The following is a 19,789-nucleotide window of genomic DNA, read 5'->3' on the forward strand; positions in this document are numbered from 1 at the left end:
TTGATATTACTTGGGTAAAGCTATTTTAAATTATAAAAGGCAGTGTTCTAAGCAATGTTATTCTTGCAAATTCAAAAACTTTATTATATAACTTAAAGTGTAAAATTCCCTGTCTAGCTTTGTAACAATTGACTTTAGTCCTGTAATTATTTTTTCTTCTGTAAAATTTTCTAGTAGAAGCATAATATTTAATGTATTAAGGCCGCCGTCTTTTGTATCAAGGACTCGTGCTTTTTTTATATACTTGTTTTCCATAGCAGTTAAAACAGCACTTCTTAACTCGTCACTGATTTCCAATTTTGGCATTTCTTCAAAAATTCTGATGCCAGGGGTATTTATATTAATATTTTTAGCTTTGCTCATATCAGTAGATAAGAATATAGTATTTATAAACTTTACATCCTTGAAATTAGTATCTTCCAGCTTAACAGAGTCAAAAATAGCATTTTCAAAAATAGAACTTTTAAAGTCACTGCCTTTTAAATTTGTTCCAATAAATTCTGCATATTTAAAGCTGCACTTTAAGAAATTGGTAGATTTAAAATGTGCCCCTCTAAAGCTTACAAAATCAAAAATTGAGCCTGAAAAGTCACAGTTATAACAATTGCTTCTCTCTAGGTTTTTGTACATAAAGTTTTTATCTTTTTTTTCTATATTGTTGTAGTTGAAATTTCCCGTAACACTTCTATTTGTTGCCATGCTTCTCTTCACCTAAGTCCCTTCTTGGTATTTTAAATTTAATAGCTTTTTCTATTTCTTCAAGTCTCAATCTGTCTTTTGGGTCAATAAATAGGCAGGTGTAGCCTTCCTCTCCGGCTCTTCCGGTTCTGCCGATTCGATGTATATAACTTTCTGCACTTTCAGGTATGTCATAGTTATATATATGGCTGACTCCGCTTATATCAAGTCCCCTAGATGCAACATCCGTTGCTATTAAGTATTGAAAATCACCATTTCTAAAGGCTTTCATTATCCTTTCACGTTTTGATTGAAGTATATCACTGTGCAGCTTTTTGCAGTCGTAGCCTCGTTTATATAATGCTAATTCCAGTTCGTCTGCTCTTCTTTTAGTTCTGCAAAATATTATAGCCATATATGGATTGTCTTGATTGAGCACAGCGCACAAAGCATCCTGTTTTCTTCTGTCTGTAGTTTCTACTACCTGTTGTTTAATAGCATCAAGAGTTACTTCTTCTTTATTTATTGTTACTGCTAACGGTTCTTTCGTATATCTATAAGCCAGTCTTTTAACATCTGAATTTATGGTTGCAGAGAAACAAAGGGTTTGGCGTTTTTTAGAGGTTTCCTTTATAATTGTCTCCACATCATTTTTAAAGCCCATTAAAAGCATTTGATCTGCTTCATCTAGTACAAAGGTTTTTAATTTACTTAAATCTATGGTTTTTCTTTCAAGATGATCAAGAAGTCTTCCCGGGGTTGCAATAATAAGATGGATACCTGTTTTTAGCTTCTTAAGCTGAGATCCTATATCCTTACCTCCATAGGCTGCCAATATATTAATATCCTTAGCCTGTTTAAGCTTTAGAGCTTCCTCGGTTATCTGAAGGGCAAGCTCCCTTGTAGGAGTTAAAATCAAGGCTTGAACTGCGTCCACCTTAGTTGAGATATTTTCAAAAATGGGAAGCAAAAACGCCAGTGTTTTTCCTGTGCCGGTTTGAGATTCCACTATAACATCTCTTCCATTCTTTATAAAACTGATGCTTTCGGCTTGAACCGGTGTGGGCTCAGTGATGCCATTACTTTTTAATATCTTTACTATATCTTCGCTGATTCCTAATTGGTTAAAATTCATTATTTTGTACCTCCATTGTTATAGTGTTCCATTTATAAAGTTAAATTAATACATGTGGAAGAAGGTTTTTGTAATTAAGAGTAGATGGTGTAAGGAGAAAATAAAAATGAGAGCATAGATAATAAAAGCTTATGTATGTTCTCACTTTTAGTTATTACTGAAAAAAATCCTCAATGCTGGTGGCTTCAATATCAGCAACACCTATATATCTAAGAGTCATATCAGGGGTAGAGTGACTAAATAAGTTCTGCAGCAAGGCTATATCATTATACTTTTTATAATGGTGATATCCAAAGGTTTTTCTGAGTGTATGAGTGCCAAGATTATCTAGACCAAGTTTTTGGCTTATTTCATTCAGCCACTTATAGGCTTGCTTGTTTGTTATAGGACTTTTTCCACCTTTTCTACTTGGAAAAAGCAGTTCTCCTGCAGACATTCCAAGTATAAACTTCTGAAGTTCTTTGTAAGTTTCAGGAGACACGGCATATTTCAATAGCTTGCCGGTTCTATCTTCCTTTACTTCAATTTGAGACTTATTTTTCACATCCCAAACTGTAAGATTTATTATATCTATAATCTTTAAGCCCGTATTTATTGCTATATCAAATAGTAAATAATTTTTATATCCGGCCTTAAGCAATTCCGATTTTACCGTATTAATTAAGTTAGTATCCTTTATTGGCTGAATAAGTTTCATATTGTTCCTCCCTCTCAATGGAAGCTCAATTAGAACCTTCTGGCTGCCATATCCTTTAATCATATACTATTTATAAGAATTAAACAAATAATTTATATCAAGTGATTCTTAGACTCAGGTGGAGTTTGCCTGTGAGGAATACCTATCTTCATCTGAGTATTAGAAGAACTTATCCAGGCGCGTAGCATTGCTTATTCCACACTTGAAGAAGGGGGGATTAGAAATGGTAGCGATCGGATAAACGTGCTAATTAAAAGAAACAACTTGCTTTATTTAATAACTATGTTTTTCTTAGTAAGAACTTAAATTAATGGTTAACAATTCAACAAAATATATTTCAGTTAGTACTTTTTATTAATAATAAAAAAACAGAAACCAGATTACCTATAATACTGAATTAGGTACTCTGGTTTCTATCCTTTTACAAACTTATTTTTCAAACAATAATCACCTTAAACAATTTGCCTAAATGTAACATCTAGATTTTCCAATTTCACTTGATTAATTAACTTTGTAACTCAATTCTCACTATAGTAAGAGAATTTCTATAACATATTAATATTTAATCGTTATTAACTCCAATTTAAAACTTATTAACCATTTTTATATTTTTTCTAACTTTAATCCTTTAAACTAAACTAACCGAACAAGAATAAATAGTTAACTATTGGGCTTTTAAATCACATAAGGACATATAACTTTAATCTAAACAAATAACTAAAATTACTGAGTTAGAACTTTTTTTAAATAGCTTTAATTGAGAACTTGACTTAAAAATTAATTTAATTATACATTTGGATTAGCTAACTGTTTTGGTGGACTCACCTCGCTTTTTTTGTGTATTTACTTTCAGTTTGAAAATAGCTATTTTCAAAACTAAAAGTATGCATTAACTTAACATTTTTTAATAACTAATTAGTTACCTTAAAATTATTATAATAGTATATATTTGAATTGTCAATATAATCTTTAAATTTTTAATATTTGAGTAATTGCTTGTATAAGAAAATTAATAGCTGCTGCATCTATATCATTTACATTTTATATTGTTAACGTTTTTTAAAATTCTCTCAAGTTTTTCAGTAGAGACAATTCGCTCATTACATTTTTTACTATCTAAACAAATATAAAAGCCTATTGATTTATAGGCACCTTCCCCTGAATTAGATGTTTTACAGACAGGTGAAACAAAAGCTACTTCATTTTGTCTTCCTACATGATTGCAAAGTGAACATATATGGGTATTGTTTGAACTATGGTTTGGCATTCTGCATGTCATACCTATGAGGTTATCATTCATATTATATGCTACAAATAACTTTTTAGTGGGCTCATCAATCCAACCTAAATATACGATTTTTGAATCCTCAGCATCTAGATTTTGCAATTTTAATTTCTTTTCTTTTTTAAACAGTTTGCTGATTTGTGTATTTGTAACTTTTGGCATTCCATATACATATTTATCTAATCCAGCTAAATATGTATCAATTTGTGATGAGTCATTTATTTCATTAATATCAAGCAGTTCTTTTTGTTCATGGGATAAATTTGTAAAAGTATTTAATATTTTGTCAGATATATATGCCTTACTAGATTCAACAATATTAATATCTACACAGCTTTTAAAAGTATTATTTAAATCATTTAAACATTTTTTTATATAATTATATTCATGTTTTTTTATGAAAGTTTCCATAAAAATTAGCACCTCTTTCTAATATGTGTTATTTTAATTATGAATAAAAATAGGTATGGAATTGTTTTAATTTAGCTATATTATGAACCCATTAAAAAAGATGACTATTATTATTCCAGTGGAAAGTAACAATAATCATCTTGATTTAAGACATATTTCATATTCACAATCATTTTATTTTTGAACCTTGTCTTAAAATACAAATGATACTTTCATTGGATTGCCACAATGAAATCATAACATAGTTTAAAATAAGCATTCAATCTAATAAATAACTCCGCAATGATTATGAGTATAGAAGTTTTTCCTGACCTATTATTCTTCTTATACTTTTTTCTGATAGATAATATTCTTGAGTTAACTCATCAATAGTAGCCCCATTAATATATTTTTTATAAATTTCTCTATTTCTTAATTTAAGGATACTCTTTATACCACTCTTTTCTCCCCAAGCCTTATGATTTTCATTTTTTCTGGGGATGTAAAGATATTCTCCATCTACATATTTTTGTATTATTTTAACAATTTCCTCTGGCAACACATCTTGTGCTTTTAAATGTTTCATTTCCTTACTCCTTCACTCTTATCATAGAATTGAAGCAAAGAATACACAAAAGCTATGTGTTACAGAGCCTAAAATATGTGCGCAGTTCAGCTAATTTAACAACTTAGGCTCCAAACAAAGCATAGCTGAGTTTGTTGTAGTCCTTGCAAGGAGCAAGCTGATGTAAAGCTGAATGTATCATAGACCTTCATAAAAAATCACCCCCAATACGCACATATTATATCATAATTAGGAAATTTTACGAAGCACTATGAAGGATGTGTAAATAGTAAAAAATTCATTTTAACTTCAAGCATTTTTATATAAGGATAACTGATTAAACAGTATATAACTTGACATTAGTTCGATAGCGTACTATACTTGTATTAACATCAAGTGAAAAAAATGGGAGTATTACTTATTATGAATAAATACTTGGCTATATCTAAAGTTTCAAAAATAAGAAGTGAGATTTTTAATTATATTGAATGTGAACTTAAAAAGCGAGGAATTGAGGGGCTTGTAGTGTCACATGGTAATATATTAGATATACTCTATGATAATAATGGAAAATTAACTATGAAAGAAATAAGTGAAGGAATTAATCGTACAAAGTCTACAGTTACTCAGTTAGTGGATAAATTATTATTAAACGGATACGTTGTCAAAGAAGCAAATTTAGAAGATAGGAGATCATCTTATATAGTATTAACCGAAAAAGGGTTAGGTATAAAGAAAGATTTCAAAGAAATTTCAGATAATGTGATTAAAGAGTTTTTTTATGATTTTACAGAAGAAGAAGCTGAAAGTTTACTTATGTTATTAGATCGGGTAATAAACAACTTTACCCGATAATTTTTTTACAATTATAGTTCGGTGCCGAACTAGTAAAGGAGGAGAATAAAAAATGACATAAATTAATGCAGCATATTTTACACTATAAAATTAAAAAATATTTGAAGGAGATATTAAAATGAATGAAACTATAGAAATAATAAAAAGTCTTAAAACTGTTAGGAAGTTTTCTGATAAAAATATATCAGAGGATAATTTGGAACTTATACTAAAATCATGTGTAAATGCAGCTACAGCATCAGCTAGACAAACCTATTCTATTATAGTTGTAGATGATAAAAAAGTTATGAAAAAGATAGGATATGTTGGTGACAAAATGCTGGTATTTTGTGTTGATTTTAATAGAGTGATAGACTCAGCTGAATATTTAGAATTTCAATATAAACATGAAATACCTATTGTAGCTTTTATAACGGGTAGCACCGATACAATTCTTGCTGCACAGACTGCTGCTATTACTGCAAAATCTCTTGGGATTGATTCTTTTTTCAGCAATTGTGTACACAGGGGAAACATTAATAGAATATATGATTGTTTAAACTTACCGAAAAAATATTGTTTTCCAATAGTTGCATTGATACTTGGCTATTCAAGTGAGGAAAAAATAAAATTGACAAAGAAAGGTCGATTAAGTGGAGAAGGAGTAATACATTTTAGCAAATATAAGAAACTGAATGATGAAGAATTGAAAAATATAGTTTTAGAATACGATAGTGAAGATAAACACTTTCTGTCTTTAATTGATGATTGGAGAGAAAAAGGATACAAGCATTACCTAGAATATTTTTATGAAAAGTGGTGTGGATGTTCAAGGACAAATGAGAAAAATGATAGTCAAATGGAACCTAATAATCAATATAGTGAAGTAGAAAATATGTTAGTGAAGACTGGATTTTTATCAGAAATATAGCCAATTTTAAAGGGTATACTTCTTGTCTACCAATGAAACCATCGACAACATAGAAATTTCTTTAGTGTAAACATATTGACCGAATCGGTTTATAAAGGTATAATTATATAAATCGATTCGGTTCATATAATGAGAAGGTGAAAGTATGGAGAAATTTTTTAGTTTACCTAAGGAAAAACAAAATGTAATTATAGATGCCGCTCTTAAAACCTTTGGAGCCAATGGCTATAAAAAAACTTCCATAAGCGATATTGCTACTGCGGCAGGAATATCAAAGGCTATGGTATTTCACTATTTTGGCACAAAGAAAGCATTATACCTTTATCTAGTTAATCTATGCGGCAATATTATGATGACTGTAGTTAATGAAAAGTTTGATAACAGCATTACTGACTTCTTTGACAGAATTAAAATGTCATCTAGTATAGAAATCTCTGTAATGAAAAAACATGCTGCAATTCCTTCATTTTTAACTAGTGCATACTTTGAAAATGATGAAGAGGTAAAAGATGACTTAAGAGATATATTTAATAGTGGAGATGAATTTAGAAATAGAATAGCTTTTGATGGTGTGGATACTTTTAAGTTTAAAGAGGGGGTGGATCTAAAGTTACTTATGAAAATGCTTCTGTGGATGGCGGATGGGTACACAAAACAGATGTCAGATAAAACAGAAATTAATTTTGAAATTATGCTGGATGAGTTTAACAAATGCTTGGATATGCTTAAAAATAATTTTTATAAGGAAGAATATTTGTAGGATGTATACAAAGTTAACTGTTGAAAGATTTTTTAAATGAATTGTGATGAGAGGGGAATAAAAATGAATTCATATTTATTAGGCTTTAAAGACATTGATAAATCACAGCTTTCAGTAGTAGGAGGAAAAGGTGCAAACCTTGGAGAACTTTCAAGAATTGACGGTATACAAGTTCCTGAAGGTTTTTGTATTACTACTTTTGCCTATAAAAAAGTAGTTGATAATAATAAAAATTTCAACAGTCTTCTAGAAGAGTTATCCCATCTTAAGGTTGAAGATAGAGAAAAAATATGTGAAATCAGTGGCCAAATTCGCAAATTAATTGAAAGCATAACTATTCCTAAAGATATAGAAGAAGGCATAGCAACATTTATTAAAAAGTTTGGTGAAAAAAATGCGTATGCAGTTCGTTCAAGTGCTACTGCTGAGGATTTACCTTTGGCCTCCTTTGCAGGACAGCAGGATACCTATTTAAATATAATAGGAAAAGATTCTATTATTCATCATGTTAGCAAGTGCTGGGCATCACTATTTACAGATAGAGCGGTAATATATCGTATGCAGAATAACTTTGATCATCGTAAAGTATATCTTTCTGTAGTTATCCAAATGATGGTTTTTCCAGAGACTTCAGGAATTATGTTTACGGCAGATCCAATATCAGCAAATAGGAAGGTTGTTTCAATAGATGCAAGTTATGGACTAGGGGAAGCGCTAGTGTCAGGACTTGTGAATGCGGATATATATAAAGTTAAAGAAAGCAAGATTATAGATAAAAAGATATCTACAAAGAAGATTGCTATTTATGGACTTAAACAAGGTGGAACTGAGCAAAGAGATATTGATAATCAAAGACAGAATATTCAAACCCTAACGGACCAGCAGATTCTGCAGCTTGAACAAATAGGCAGGAAAGTAGAAAAATATTTTGGACGACCACAGGATATAGAATGGTGTATCCATGAAGGTAATATATATATTGTTCAAAGTCGTCCTATTACTACTTTATATCCTGCCCCAGAAGTTAAAGATGATAAAACTCATGTGTTTTTTTCCTTTGGTCATAGGCAGATGATGACTGAAGCAATGTCACCTTTAAGCATGACCTTCTTTGCAGTTTTGTTTAAGATGATGGTAGATACACCAATGTACTATGCAGGTGGAAGAATATATGTGGACTCATCAAATGAATTAAGATCACCTATTATGAGGAAATCTTTTGTCAAAGGGCTTGCAGCAGTGGATGTTCTTATGCAAAATGCTTATTATAATGTTTTAAAGCGAGAAGATATTATGAATAATCTTTATAAATCAAAAAAGCCAATGGTTTCTATTAAACTGGCTTTCAGGTGGCTTGTTAAAACTATAGAATGCTACAGGAAAAATGATCCTACTATTGCAGAATTCTATATGGATCGCAGCAGGACTATTATGAAGGATTTAGAGCAGCAGTCACAAAAAATTTCAGGTAGTGAGTTATTTGATTTTATTGAGAAGAGTATGACTAAAATAAAGGATAATATGATGGATACTTATGGAGTTGTTTTTGCTGGAGCCTATGCTTCTAGCTGGATTAACAAGAATTTGGGGAAATGGTTTAAGGAAAAGAATCCAGCAGATATGTTAGCTCAATCCGTATCCAATAATGTTACTTCAGATATGGGTCTTGAACTTTTAGATGTATCAGATGTAGTAAGAAAGTATCCAGAGGTAATTAAATATTTGGAAAGTCCTAACGATGAGAGATTTTTTGAGGATCTTATTGAAATTCCAGGAGGAATAGAAGTAGAGGATGCAATGAAGAACTTTCTGAAGAAATATGGTATGCGTTGCTCTGCTGAAATAGATATAAGCAGGACTAGATGGAATGAGAAACCAACAATATTGGTTCCGTTGATTCTAGGAAATATTAAGGTTTATCCTCCTAATTTTCACGAAACTAAATTCAAACAAGGACTTAAGGAAGCTGAAGAGAAGGAGCAGGAAATTTTAAGAAAGCTTGAAAAGATGCCAGGAGGTAGAGGAAAAGCTAAAAAGGCAAAGAAAGTAATCAGTGTCCTACGCAATTATGCAGGATATCGTGAATTTAACAAGTATGTCTTAATCTGGTATGAATGGGTTGTGAAACAGGTTATTATGGAAGAAGCTGAAAGATTAATGCAGCAGGGGCTTATAAAGAAAGCAAGCGATATATTCTATCTTGAATATGAAGAACTGAGAGAAGTGATTAAAACTAATGAATTAGATTATAGCATCATACAGAAAAGACAAGAAGATTATGAGATTTACCAAAAACTTACACCACCTCGTGTAATTACCTCTGATGGAGAGATTATTTCTAGTCAATATGATATAAGCAAGATTCCTGAGGGTGCCTTAGCAGGGGTAGCAGTATCAGCAGGTATCATTGAAGGCAGGGCAAGAATAATATTAAAAATCGAAGATGCAAATATTGAAGAAGGTGATATACTAGTTACTACTTTTACTGATCCTAGCTGGACACCAGTATTTGTATCTATCAAGGGATTAGTTACAGAAGTTGGTGGAATGATGACTCACGGAGCAGTTGTTGCAAGAGAATATGGACTTCCAGCAGTAGTGAGCGTGGAAAATGCTACAAAGCTTATAAAGGATGGACAGAGAATCCGTGTAAATGGAACAGAAGGATACGTCGAAATACTTGAGCAAATTAATGAATAAATAGGATAAATTTATCCAAAGAATATATGTAATGATTAGTGACCATAATGCACTATATGATGCTCTTGTATGTAGAAATATATTACTTAATATAGTAGCGGAATTAAAAAGTGATGACATTGATGAAATTTAAGATTAGATATAGTGGACAGTACCGTAAATAACGTGGATTTTTTGTAATAGAAATTTCGTGGGTTTCGTTCTACTAATGAAACCCATGAAACTCTCAAATTTGATAATCAATTTAATAAAGTGCTTCCGGAATACCATTATATTTTACATTTTTAGGCATTGGTAAAACTTTAGTTACTGCATTTGTTTTTAAATCTATCCACACTTCTACAATACCATAACGTACATCAAGGTGAGTTAGAATGTCTTTTACAGAGGTAGGAGAACCTTCTTTAAGGACAGCTTTTGTAAATATAATTTTATACTCAGTCTTATCATAATCATCAGGAGATTTGTGACCAGCATGATAAACAAGGCCATTCATGGGTACTTCAGCAGCAAACCAAGTGGTTGGCAAAATGTAGTTTAGGTAAAATGTATCTTTATTATAGTTATTAAGATAGGCTTTAAATTCAGAGTTTTCTTCTGCAATATCCATGACCTTAGAAATAGTGCCATCATTCATTTTGCAAAGCGAGATATTAGCAGAATGATCTGTATAGCTAGAGTAAAGACTATCTATAGTAAGGTTTTGTAGTCCATAAGCGATAGAGAGAGAAACTATAAGAGTAATAATGTAAAGTGTTAAAATTTTAAATATACGCACTGTTTTAGAAGCTGAGCTTATGGTGATGCTTTTTCTGTTGAATTTAATAAAGGGGATAAACATATTAGTTGAGTTCATATAAGCAATATAACTTTTACCAAACTTATTACAGCATTCTTGTTCTTCGGCTTGTGCTAAAAAGTAATATACAAAAATCATTGTTATAAAGCTTACAAGAACAATATATCTAGACCAAATAAGTAAAAGACCTAAACTACATATAATCAAAGAGATATATTGAGGATGACGGATATATTTGTAAATACCACCTGTGACAGCTCCTTTTTTAGTAAGCTTACTATAGTAGATACGACAAGCAAATACGATTTATCCTATTTAATATGCTAGTCATTAGTTCAGTTGTTATTTTATTAACAATAATTATTTATTTCGGACCTAATAATTCTATTTCATTACAAAGGCTTTTAATCACTACGGGGATATGCTTGATATTGGTATTTTGTATGAGTACCCTTCTATCTAAAGTTGTTTTAAAATCTATACAAGCAGCATGGCAAAGACAGCTAGACTTTACTGCAGATGCTTCTCATGAATTAAGAACGCCACTTGCTGTAATGCTAACTAATCTAGAAGTTGTATTAGATAATACAGAGGAAACGGTATCAAGTCAAATAATATGGCTTGAAAATGCAATGAATGAAACTAAAAGAATGGCTGCCTTAGTAGATGACTTATTAACCTTATCAAGAGCAGATACAAATGAACAAATGCTAAATTTAGAAACCTTTAATTTGGCTTATATGATAGAAGAAACTCTTAAACCATATTATCCTATTGGAGAAAAGCAAGGAATAGAAATTGTTTTTAATAATAAATTAAAAAATTCATTAGATTTTTATGGTGACCAAAAGAGAATTCAGCAGCTTATCGTTATATTAATAGATAATGCTTTAAAACATATGGGATGTTTAGGTAGAATAACAGTTGAAGTGGAGATTAACAGAAAGCAAATTGAACTCCAAGTAAAGGATACAGGTGAAGGAATAAATAAAGAGGATTTGAAGAAAATTTTTAATCGATTTTATCGTGTAGATAAAGCAAATTCTAGAAAAAGAGGAGGTTCTGGTTTAGGTCTTGCTATTGCTAAATGGATAGTAGAAAGTCACAAAGGGACTATAGAGGTAAAAAGTGAAACTGGTATAGGAACAGCCTTTAAGATTAAGCTGCCTGCGGATTTTTATAAATCTAATGTTATGCAGTAAAAGCGAATTAAAACAAATGTTTAATGGCAGGATGTTGGAATGTATATTGTCATTTAGTGCCGGAGGATTCTGGAATATGCTTGTTAAATAGATCCATGAAGATGTAAAGGAAATACTTGGTGATATGGAAATGTTAATATATACAATATTAAGTGATGAAAGAGACATTTGAACTAGAAATGTCTCTTTTTTTCTTATAACGTAGATTTTTATTCTAAAAATTAGCAGTAGCAAAAGTCTTGTTGAGCGTCTAGCTTTGCATAAAGATGAAGTACTTAGATTCATGAATTAATTGATATCATATCTGATATTTTGATTTCTGGATTATGATATTGATTCCTTTTTTGTGTTCTACTGCCGTACTGAATAGCTTGTGTAGGACACCATTGGATACAAGCCATACATCGTTCACATTGATTTTCCCAGCTTGGCTGTTTGTTTTTTATTTGTATATTATTTACAGGACATATCTTTTCGCACAAAGCACATCCTATACATTTATTATCTGCATTGAAGTTTGTGGATTTTTCAACAAGAGTTTCCATTGGCTTATCAACAGATTTTGTAGATTTTTTAATAATCCCTAAAATTCCAGAAGGTCCAGAAAACCATGCCCATTTTTTTTCAAATAAAGTTTTCTTTTCTCTTACAGTAAAAGAAATATAAATTACCTTTTTATTTTTCCAGCTGAAAAATATTCGCTGAATTATTTTGGGGAAAGCATTATAGTCTATAATATAATTTCCAGGCATAAACACTAGAAAACCTGCACTTAATGTTCCGCTCCGCTGCAATATATAATGTTTTAACTCTGAAAATATTGTTCCATAATGTCCTACCAAAGTAACTACAGCAAAAATATATTGTGATTTATTAAAATTTAATTTTTCTATAAAGCGTTTTACAATAGTAGGCACTTTTTGATAATAGACAGGAATAACAAAACCAATGCGGTCATAAGGTGACAAATCAATATTAGCTTCTTTTATCCCCTTTGCAATTGACATAAGCTTTACATCCTCCATTTTACCAGCAATATCTCTAGCTACTGCCAAGCTATTTCCGGTTCCTGTAAAATAAAATATTATATTTTTCATTATTAATCACCTTATTCCTAATTTTTAATCATTTAATTTAATTCAATCAAATTTATTTCTGTATTGTTCTTTTTTTTTACTAAAGCATCAAGGATGAGAATATAATGTCACCATTATAATTTTAATATTAAGTACTGGTGCTTGGCTAAATTTTGCAATACAGCATTTCTGGCTTTATATATTTAATATTAGTTGGATGCACTATTTTCACGTAATATCGAAAAATATTTACTCTTTTTTGAAAAATATAATACGATTTTTGAGGAAATAAGACCTAAAATAGCACCTGCCAATACATCAGAAGGATAATGTACAAATAAATATAGCCTTGAAAATGCAATTAATATGGCTAAAAATATAAAAGGGATACTATACTTTTTTATTGTTTTAAATAATACTAAACATGCTGCAACAGCTGCTGCCGTGTGCACTGACGGAAATGAGTAATCTAATGGTTTGGCGATTATCATATTAATTGTTGTTACCTGTAAAAAAGGTCTTGGACGCTGTACAATGTTTTTAATTATAGCTCCATCTATAATAATAGTAAAAAGAACTGCTAGGACAGTTAAGATTCCAGCTTTTCTATATTTTTTACTTATAATTAAAACAAATCCTAGTACAAACCAAAATGTTGAATATTCTCCAAGTGACGTTATGGGTGGCATTATTTTATCAAAAAAACAGTTTTGTAAATTGTTATGTATAAATTCAAGTATACTTAAGTCAAATTTATTTATATATTCTATCATAGATATTTCTCCCTACATCATTTACTAATTTTAATAAGTTCATAATATTTTTAAAAAGTAAAATTAGGTTTTCATATTAAGCCTCCTTAATTAGTGCACAAGAATGCACATATTATACTTTTAAAAAATAGCAAATTTTATTTGCTATTTAATGGGTGCATCCTCCTCTAATTGTTTTAAATAATTTTTATAATTCATATTCTTAGAATACAAATAATCAAAAGTATCTTTGCAGGTATATTTAAGAAGTGTCTTCATAGCTTCTACCATAGATTCCATTTTTAACAAAATCTCTATACCATCGACTTGATAAATACTGTGTCTTGACGATTTAGTTAAAATCAGAATACCAGCTTTATTCATCATTTTTAGGTGCTTTGATATGACAGAACGATCTTGTGTAAAATTACTCGCTATAGTACTAATATCAGAAGGACCATTAATTGCTAAATATTTTATCAATTCAATACGAATAGGCTCTGTAAGAATCTTAAAAAATTCCTGCATTAAAAGAGTATCTAATTGTTTAGAATTTACATTTTCTTTTTTAGTAGTTTTAGTATCCATATTTTCATTATATGTGCATTGATATGCACTTGTCAAGAAAATATGGTTAGTTTCATAATGAAATAAATAAATCTTAAAGATATATTTTATCAACAGATGGTTTGACAATTATTTTTTTGATTTTGGATATAAGCAGGGATCAGGTGCTTTCAGTTATCTTTTAAGGAATTTTGAAATGGATAATAGAATAGATTGAGTTGCAGTGCATTGAAACAAATTGTTCAATTAGCTATAATGTTGTTGATAATAAATAAAAAAGATAAAAGTATGGGAAATATATGGCTTGTTCCTGCTGATGCTGAAAAATCGGCTGACGGACGATATAGGATCATTAAAGTAAAGGATGGTGAAAATAAATGAAACATATATTTTTGGTTGAGGACGATAAGGCAATTGCTAAAAACCTTATACTTTTGCTACGTTCGGAGGGATTTACAGTCACCCACGCCCCTACACGAAGTGAAGCCCTCGGCGCACTTGCTGAGAATAAATTTGACTTGGCGCTTATAGATATTTCTTTGCCTGACGGAAATGGCTTTACGGTTTGTACAGAAATCAAAGAAACTCAAGATGTTCCCGTTATCTTTCTAACGGCTTCCGGCGATGAGTCCAGTGTTGTTACCGGACTTAACATGGGTGCAGACGACTATGTTACCAAGCCTTTTCGTCCCCGTGAACTTATCGCACGAATCAGAACTGCCCTAAGAAAAAGCGGATGTTCTCCATCGGCTTCTGAAATCTGCGGACTTCATGTGGATATGGCAAGCGGCGTAGTAAAAAAAGATGGCAGCGAGATTTTTCTTTCAGCCTTAGAATATCGCTTGTTGTTGGTGTTTATTAATAACCCCAAAAGTATTATCACCAGGGCTAGGCTCCTTGACGAATTGTGGGATGCTGCAGGGGAGTTTGTCAATGACAATACATTAACCGTGTACATTAAACGCCTGAGGGAGAAGATAGAAAATAACCCAACAAGCCCGCAAATCATTTTGACCGTTCGTGGGACAGGCTATAGATTGGGGGATAATTATGCTTCGGAATAGAGAGTTTCGTAAGTTTGCCATTTTATTCTCCTTAATAGCTGCCGTAACTATAATACTTGGATTTGCAATAAATACAGATGCTGGAATCCTTGCCACTATTTCTGACACCGCCTTTGGAACAGCGTTTTTTGCTTTTACTAAAGCCCGATATAAAAGCATTGCGCAGATTTCAGATCAAATTGATGTTGTGCTTCATAATGCTGACCATCTGTATATTGCTGAATCGGAGGAGGGCGAACTTTCCATTCTGCAAAGCGAAATAACAAAAATGACGCTGCGTATTCGAGAGCAAAACGACGCATTAAAAAAAGAAAAAGAACATCTTGCTGATTCCATGGCTGACATAGCACACCAACTCCGAACCCCTCTTACATCCGTTAACCTTATTCTATCACTGTTAGAGAATAACCCTGACGAAAATGAACGAAAATCATTGATATGGGAAACAAAGGAATTGTTTGTACAGATGGATTGGCTGCTTACTTCCCTGTTGAAATTATCCCGAATAGACGCGGGCATTGTGGTGTTTAAAAGCGAGCAGATAGATGTAAACAACTTGATATGCGCATCGCTTCGTCGTTTTTTGATACCAATGGAGCTGCACAATATTACTTTTCAAACAAATGTGCCAAAAGAAGTAATTATTCAAGGGGATTCAGGTTGGCTTTCGGAAGCAATCCAAAACATCCTCAAAAATTGTATGGAAAGTGCAGGCGATAACGGAAAGATTGACATTGTCTGCATGGACAATCCACTGTTTACCGAGATTGCCATTCACGACAGCGGCGCAGGCTTTGAAAAAGAAGATTTACCCTGCCTGTTTGACAGGTTCTATCGTGGAAAAAACTCAGGTGCTACAGGATATGGGATTGGATTGGCTCTCTGCAAGATGATTATAACACGTCAGGGAGGAATGATTACTGCCAAAAATCATCCACAAGGCGGTGCCATATTTTCTATTCGTTTCCCAAAGTGACGAATCTCTCACCTAAAAGTCACACAGATGTAAGTTTAAGGTTCTATTATATAAGTAAAGCAACGAGAAAGGAGACTCACATAATGGAATTTTTAAAAGTTCAAAATTTATGTAAGGTCTATGGCAAGGGCGAAAACCAAGTTACTGCCCTTGATCATGTTTCACTTACAATCGAAAAGGGAGAGTTTACCGCAATCATCGGTTCCTCTGGCTCCGGAAAATCCACATTACTTCACAGCATAGGTGGAGTGGATGTGCCCACAAGTGGAAAGGTATATTTGGATGGTCATGATGTATATGCTCAAAGCAATGAAAAACTCGCCATTTTCCGCAGGAGACAGGTAGGACTGATTTACCAGTTTCACAACCTTATTCCCACGCTGAATGTTGTGGAAAACATCACCTTGCCTATACTTATGGACAAACGTAAGGTCAACAAGGAGCGGTTGAATGAATTACTGGAACTGCTTGGGTTACAACATCGAAAGAACCATTTACCCAATCAGCTTTCGGGCGGTCAACAACAGCGTGTTTCCATAGGACGTGCTTTGATGAATGCCCCAGCAGTAATGCTTGCCGACGAACCTACTGGCAGTTTGGATAGCCGAAATGGACATGAAATTATCAATCTGCTGAAATTAAGCAATCAAAAATATCGACAGACACTTATCGTCGTCACCCATGACGAAAATATCGCCCTGCAAGCGGACCGCATTATCGGTATATCAGACGGTAAAGTAGTGCGAGACGAAAGGGTGAGACCATGAACATTTTCAACAAAGTTACACTACAAAGCATGAAAAAAAGCCGCACACGAACACTTGTAACGATTATCGGAGTTATCCTGTCTGCTGCCATGATTACGGCAGTGGCTACATTTGGTACTTCCCTGTTAAATTTTCTGGTAAAGGGTTCTATTGTGAAACACGGCGATTGGCACGTTGAGTTTTTGGATGTTAATTCCTCTTTCGCACAGAAACAAACCCAGGACAAGGGCGTTAAAAAAACAGCAACATTTGAAAATATCGGCTACGCAAAACTTGAAGGTGGGAAAAGCCCCGAAAAACCTTATCTTTTTATAGCCGGATTTAGCAAGGAAGCCTTTGATACCTTACCCTTAACCCTGGTTTCAGGCAGATTGCCGAAAAACAGTGAGGAAGTTCTTATCCCAAGCCACGTGGCCATAAAGGGCGGCGTTAGATTCAAGGTGGGAGACACGCTTTCACTTGATGTTGGAAACCGCATGAACGACAATAAGAATCTCGGTCAACACACACCTTATATTTCCGGGAAAGAAACTCTTGTGTCAAAATCAGAAAGAACCTACACAGTTGTGGGTATCTGTGAAAGACCCGTTTTTGAGGAACATTCCGCACCGGGATACACCTTGATAACGAAAGCAGATACTCAAGACAAAGCGGACAGTTTCAGCATATTTGTCACACTTAAAAACCCAAGCAAAGTTAAGGTTTACGCAAGCAGCACAGCGGTTAGCCAAGCTTATGTCTTTAACGATAGTGTGCTGCAATTCATGGGCCTTTCCGACAATAAACTGTTCAACGCGCTTCTGTACACTGTTGGCGGCATTTTGCTTGTCATAATAATGATAGGCTCGATTTTTTTGATTTATAATTCATTCAATATATCGCTGAATGAGCGCACACATCAGTTCGGAATTCTCTCGTCAGTGGGTGCGACGGCAAAGCAACTGCGAAATTCGGTGCTATTTGAAGGACTTTGCATTGGCGCAATGGGCATACCTATTGGCATTATTGTGGGCATAGGCAGTATTGGACTTATAATTCCTATTGTTGCTAGGAAGTTCGGGAACATTATCCCAAGCAACGTACCTTTAACATTGTCGGTGTCTGTCCCTGCAATTGTTGCAGCAGCAGCGGTGAGTTTGGTTACCATTTTGATTTCAGCTTATATCCCAGCCAGGAAAGCCGCAAACACTCCCGTAATGGAGAGTATTCGCCAAACGGGCGAGGTCAAAACCGAATCGAAAGCCGTGAAAATGTCAAAACTGGCACAGCGTATTTACGGTTTGGAAGGAACTCTTGCGCTAAAGAATTTTAAGAGAAACAAAAAACGCTATCGCAGCATTGTTCTATCTCTTGTTTTAAGTGTGGTGCTGTTTGTATCAGGAAATGTTTTTGGAACAACTCTGAAACGGCTTGCACAACGATCTATAGTGGATTTTGACTATGACATCGTTTTTACCACTCAGGGCATGAATGACAACGAAATGTTCCCTCTTTACAACAAACTAAAAAACGCAGAGGGGGTTTACAAAAGCTCATACCAAAGGATTTTATCGTATTCATGTACTGCCAAGGCAAGCGATTTTTCAGACCGTTATCGAAAATCCGCAGGTTATGCTGCGCCGGACCAAACGGTTCATCTTCCAATGGACATCCAGTTTATTGAAGACAGCGAATATCTGAGTTTTATCAAAAAATTGGGCTTGCCCCGAGAAGAATATACTGGTAATGATGGGAAAATGATTGCCGTTGCCAAAAAGCCGGTTGAGAAGAAAAACGGGCCAAGCGAACTGTTTGATATGTTTGCCCGTCGTTCAATGACTTTCAATGTGGCTCCAGAAATAAATGATAAGCCTAAGATGGAACAGAGTCAAAGCATAAACATTACCTTTGTGGATACATACCCGGTAGACCCTCTTAAGGGAATAACACAATCTTCCAATAAGAATGCATACGTTTTTATGGTGGTGGCTCCCTATTCTCTCAAAGAGAAGTTTGAAACACCGGATATCCATACAGATATAGGACTGAGCTTTCGGTCAAAGAATCCTTCGCAATCGGTTACTAAAATGGGAACCATGATTCAGGACGCAGGAATTACCTCTGCGTATAACCTGCAAAATGTGTACACCGTGGTTGAACAATACCGCAGTTTAACATTTGTTATTGATGTTTTCACCTATGTTTTTGTCATCATGATTTCGCTGATTGCGGTTGCCAATGTATTCAACACCATTTCCACCAATATCATGCTGCGCAAGCGAGAGCTTGCCATGCTCCGCTCGGTGGGAATGTCTGAACGTGATTTCCAAAAAATGATGAATTTCGAGTGTGTCTTTTATGGCATGAGGACGTTACTATTCGGTATTCCAATATCTGCAATATGTTCTTGGCTAATTTACAAAGGGTTTGTGTCCGCAGAAAAGATGGATAACTTTCCTTTTGTATTCCCTTGGGGCAGTATGGCAATCAGTGTGTTTTCCGTACTCTTTATTGTGTTCATTACAATGCTGTATGCTACTCGCAAAATAAAAAAAGAAAATATCATTGATGCGCTTAGGGATGACATGACTTAATTGAAAACTAATATTAACTTAATAGAAAAAATCAAAAA

At 33.3% G+C, this 19,789-nt stretch carries 19 protein-coding genes; 10 read left to right on the forward strand and 9 right to left on the reverse strand.

The window, feature by feature from the left end:
- Positions 1 to 57 precede the first annotated feature (57 nt).
- The 5 genes from Q6H37_RS09605 to Q6H37_RS09625 form a co-directional block, all read right to left on the reverse strand.
- Positions 58 to 699: a pentapeptide repeat-containing protein gene (locus Q6H37_RS09605; protein WP_318741354.1), complete on the reverse strand. Its 642-nt coding sequence runs from the start codon at positions 697 to 699 to the stop codon at positions 58 to 60.
- Positions 686 to 1,813, reverse strand: a complete 1,128-nt coding sequence (locus Q6H37_RS09610) for a DEAD/DEAH box helicase (RefSeq protein WP_318741356.1) — start codon at positions 1,811 to 1,813, stop codon at positions 686 to 688. The genes Q6H37_RS09605 and Q6H37_RS09610 overlap by 14 nt, the downstream gene beginning before the upstream one ends.
- A gap of 154 nt (positions 1,814 to 1,967) precedes the next feature.
- Positions 1,968 to 2,510 carry a tyrosine-type recombinase/integrase gene (locus tag Q6H37_RS09615; RefSeq protein ID WP_318741358.1) on the reverse strand — a complete coding sequence of 181 codons (543 nt, stop codon included), beginning with the start codon at positions 2,508 to 2,510 and terminating at the stop codon, positions 1,968 to 1,970.
- A 1,030-nt stretch (positions 2,511 to 3,540) separates the two neighbouring features.
- Positions 3,541 to 4,206: a FusB/FusC family EF-G-binding protein gene (locus Q6H37_RS09620; protein WP_318741360.1), complete on the reverse strand. Its 666-nt coding sequence runs from the start codon at positions 4,204 to 4,206 to the stop codon at positions 3,541 to 3,543.
- Between the two features lie 286 nt (positions 4,207 to 4,492).
- Positions 4,493 to 4,771 carry a CD3324 family protein gene (locus Q6H37_RS09625; RefSeq protein WP_318741362.1) on the reverse strand — a complete coding sequence of 93 codons (279 nt, stop codon included), beginning with the start codon at positions 4,769 to 4,771 and terminating at the stop codon, positions 4,493 to 4,495.
- Between the two features lie 402 nt (positions 4,772 to 5,173).
- On the opposite strand from Q6H37_RS09625, the gene Q6H37_RS09630 reads away from it, so the two are divergent.
- From Q6H37_RS09630 to ppsA, 4 genes are all read left to right on the forward strand, one after another.
- Positions 5,174 to 5,605, forward strand: coding sequence for a MarR family transcriptional regulator (locus Q6H37_RS09630; protein ID WP_318741364.1), 432 nt, complete (start codon positions 5,174 to 5,176; stop codon positions 5,603 to 5,605).
- 118 nt (positions 5,606 to 5,723) lie between these two features.
- Positions 5,724 to 6,515 carry a nitroreductase family protein gene (locus Q6H37_RS09635; RefSeq protein ID WP_318741366.1) on the forward strand — a complete coding sequence of 264 codons (792 nt, stop codon included), beginning with the start codon at positions 5,724 to 5,726 and terminating at the stop codon, positions 6,513 to 6,515.
- Between the two features lie 145 nt (positions 6,516 to 6,660).
- Positions 6,661 to 7,275 carry a TetR/AcrR family transcriptional regulator gene (locus Q6H37_RS09640; RefSeq protein WP_318741368.1) on the forward strand — a complete coding sequence of 205 codons (615 nt, stop codon included), beginning with the start codon at positions 6,661 to 6,663 and terminating at the stop codon, positions 7,273 to 7,275.
- 63 nt (positions 7,276 to 7,338) lie between these two features.
- The gene (ppsA, locus tag Q6H37_RS09645; RefSeq protein ID WP_318741370.1) at positions 7,339 to 9,975 is read left to right on the forward strand and encodes a phosphoenolpyruvate synthase; all 2,637 of its coding nucleotides are present in this window, start codon (positions 7,339 to 7,341) and stop codon (positions 9,973 to 9,975) included.
- Between the two features lie 244 nt (positions 9,976 to 10,219).
- Here the strand turns inward: ppsA and Q6H37_RS09650 are convergent, their stop codons facing one another.
- A complete protein-coding gene (locus Q6H37_RS09650) occupies positions 10,220 to 11,080 on the reverse strand; it encodes an isoprenylcysteine carboxylmethyltransferase family protein (protein WP_318742975.1) in 861 nt (286 codons plus the stop codon).
- Positions 11,081 to 11,199: 119 nt separating this feature from the next.
- Here Q6H37_RS09650 and Q6H37_RS09655 point away from each other — a divergent pair, with 119 nt between their 5' ends.
- Positions 11,200 to 11,976, forward strand: coding sequence for a sensor histidine kinase (locus Q6H37_RS09655; RefSeq protein ID WP_318741372.1), 777 nt, complete (start codon positions 11,200 to 11,202; stop codon positions 11,974 to 11,976).
- Between the two features lie 281 nt (positions 11,977 to 12,257).
- Here the strand turns inward: Q6H37_RS09655 and Q6H37_RS09660 are convergent, their stop codons facing one another.
- From Q6H37_RS09660 to Q6H37_RS09670, 3 genes are all read right to left on the reverse strand, one after another.
- Positions 12,258 to 13,073 (reverse strand): EFR1 family ferrodoxin, encoded by an 816-nt coding sequence (locus Q6H37_RS09660; RefSeq protein WP_318741374.1) that lies wholly within the window; start codon positions 13,071 to 13,073, stop codon positions 12,258 to 12,260.
- Positions 13,074 to 13,261: 188 nt separating this feature from the next.
- The gene (locus Q6H37_RS09665; protein ID WP_318741376.1) at positions 13,262 to 13,825 is read right to left on the reverse strand and encodes a phosphatase PAP2 family protein; all 564 of its coding nucleotides are present in this window, start codon (positions 13,823 to 13,825) and stop codon (positions 13,262 to 13,264) included.
- A 144-nt stretch (positions 13,826 to 13,969) separates the two neighbouring features.
- Entirely contained in the window at positions 13,970 to 14,392 is a 423-nt protein-coding gene (locus tag Q6H37_RS09670) for a helix-turn-helix domain-containing protein (RefSeq protein ID WP_318741377.1), read from the reverse strand.
- Positions 14,393 to 14,599: 207 nt separating this feature from the next.
- Between Q6H37_RS09670 and Q6H37_RS09675 the strand changes: the two genes are divergently transcribed.
- From Q6H37_RS09675 to Q6H37_RS09695, 5 genes are all read left to right on the forward strand, one after another.
- Positions 14,600 to 14,752 (forward strand): hypothetical protein, encoded by a 153-nt coding sequence (locus tag Q6H37_RS09675; RefSeq protein ID WP_318741379.1) that lies wholly within the window; start codon positions 14,600 to 14,602, stop codon positions 14,750 to 14,752.
- On the forward strand, positions 14,749 to 15,435 hold the full coding sequence (locus Q6H37_RS09680; protein WP_318741381.1) for a response regulator transcription factor: 687 nt from the start codon (positions 14,749 to 14,751) through the stop codon (positions 15,433 to 15,435). Before Q6H37_RS09675 ends, Q6H37_RS09680 begins: the two co-directional genes overlap by 4 nt.
- Positions 15,422 to 16,411, forward strand: coding sequence for a HAMP domain-containing sensor histidine kinase (locus tag Q6H37_RS09685; RefSeq protein WP_318741383.1), 990 nt, complete (start codon positions 15,422 to 15,424; stop codon positions 16,409 to 16,411). Before Q6H37_RS09680 ends, Q6H37_RS09685 begins: the two co-directional genes overlap by 14 nt.
- An 83-nt stretch (positions 16,412 to 16,494) precedes the next feature.
- Positions 16,495 to 17,178 (forward strand): ABC transporter ATP-binding protein, encoded by a 684-nt coding sequence (locus Q6H37_RS09690; protein ID WP_318741385.1) that lies wholly within the window; start codon positions 16,495 to 16,497, stop codon positions 17,176 to 17,178.
- A complete protein-coding gene (locus Q6H37_RS09695) occupies positions 17,175 to 19,751 on the forward strand; it encodes an ABC transporter permease (protein ID WP_318741387.1) in 2,577 nt (858 codons plus the stop codon). Before Q6H37_RS09690 ends, Q6H37_RS09695 begins: the two co-directional genes overlap by 4 nt.
- Positions 19,752 to 19,789: the final 38 nt, after the last annotated feature.

Source organism: Clostridium sp. JS66 (genome assembly GCF_033561535.1).
GTDB lineage: Bacteria > Bacillota > Clostridia > Clostridiales > Clostridiaceae > Clostridium_AM > Clostridium_AM carboxidivorans.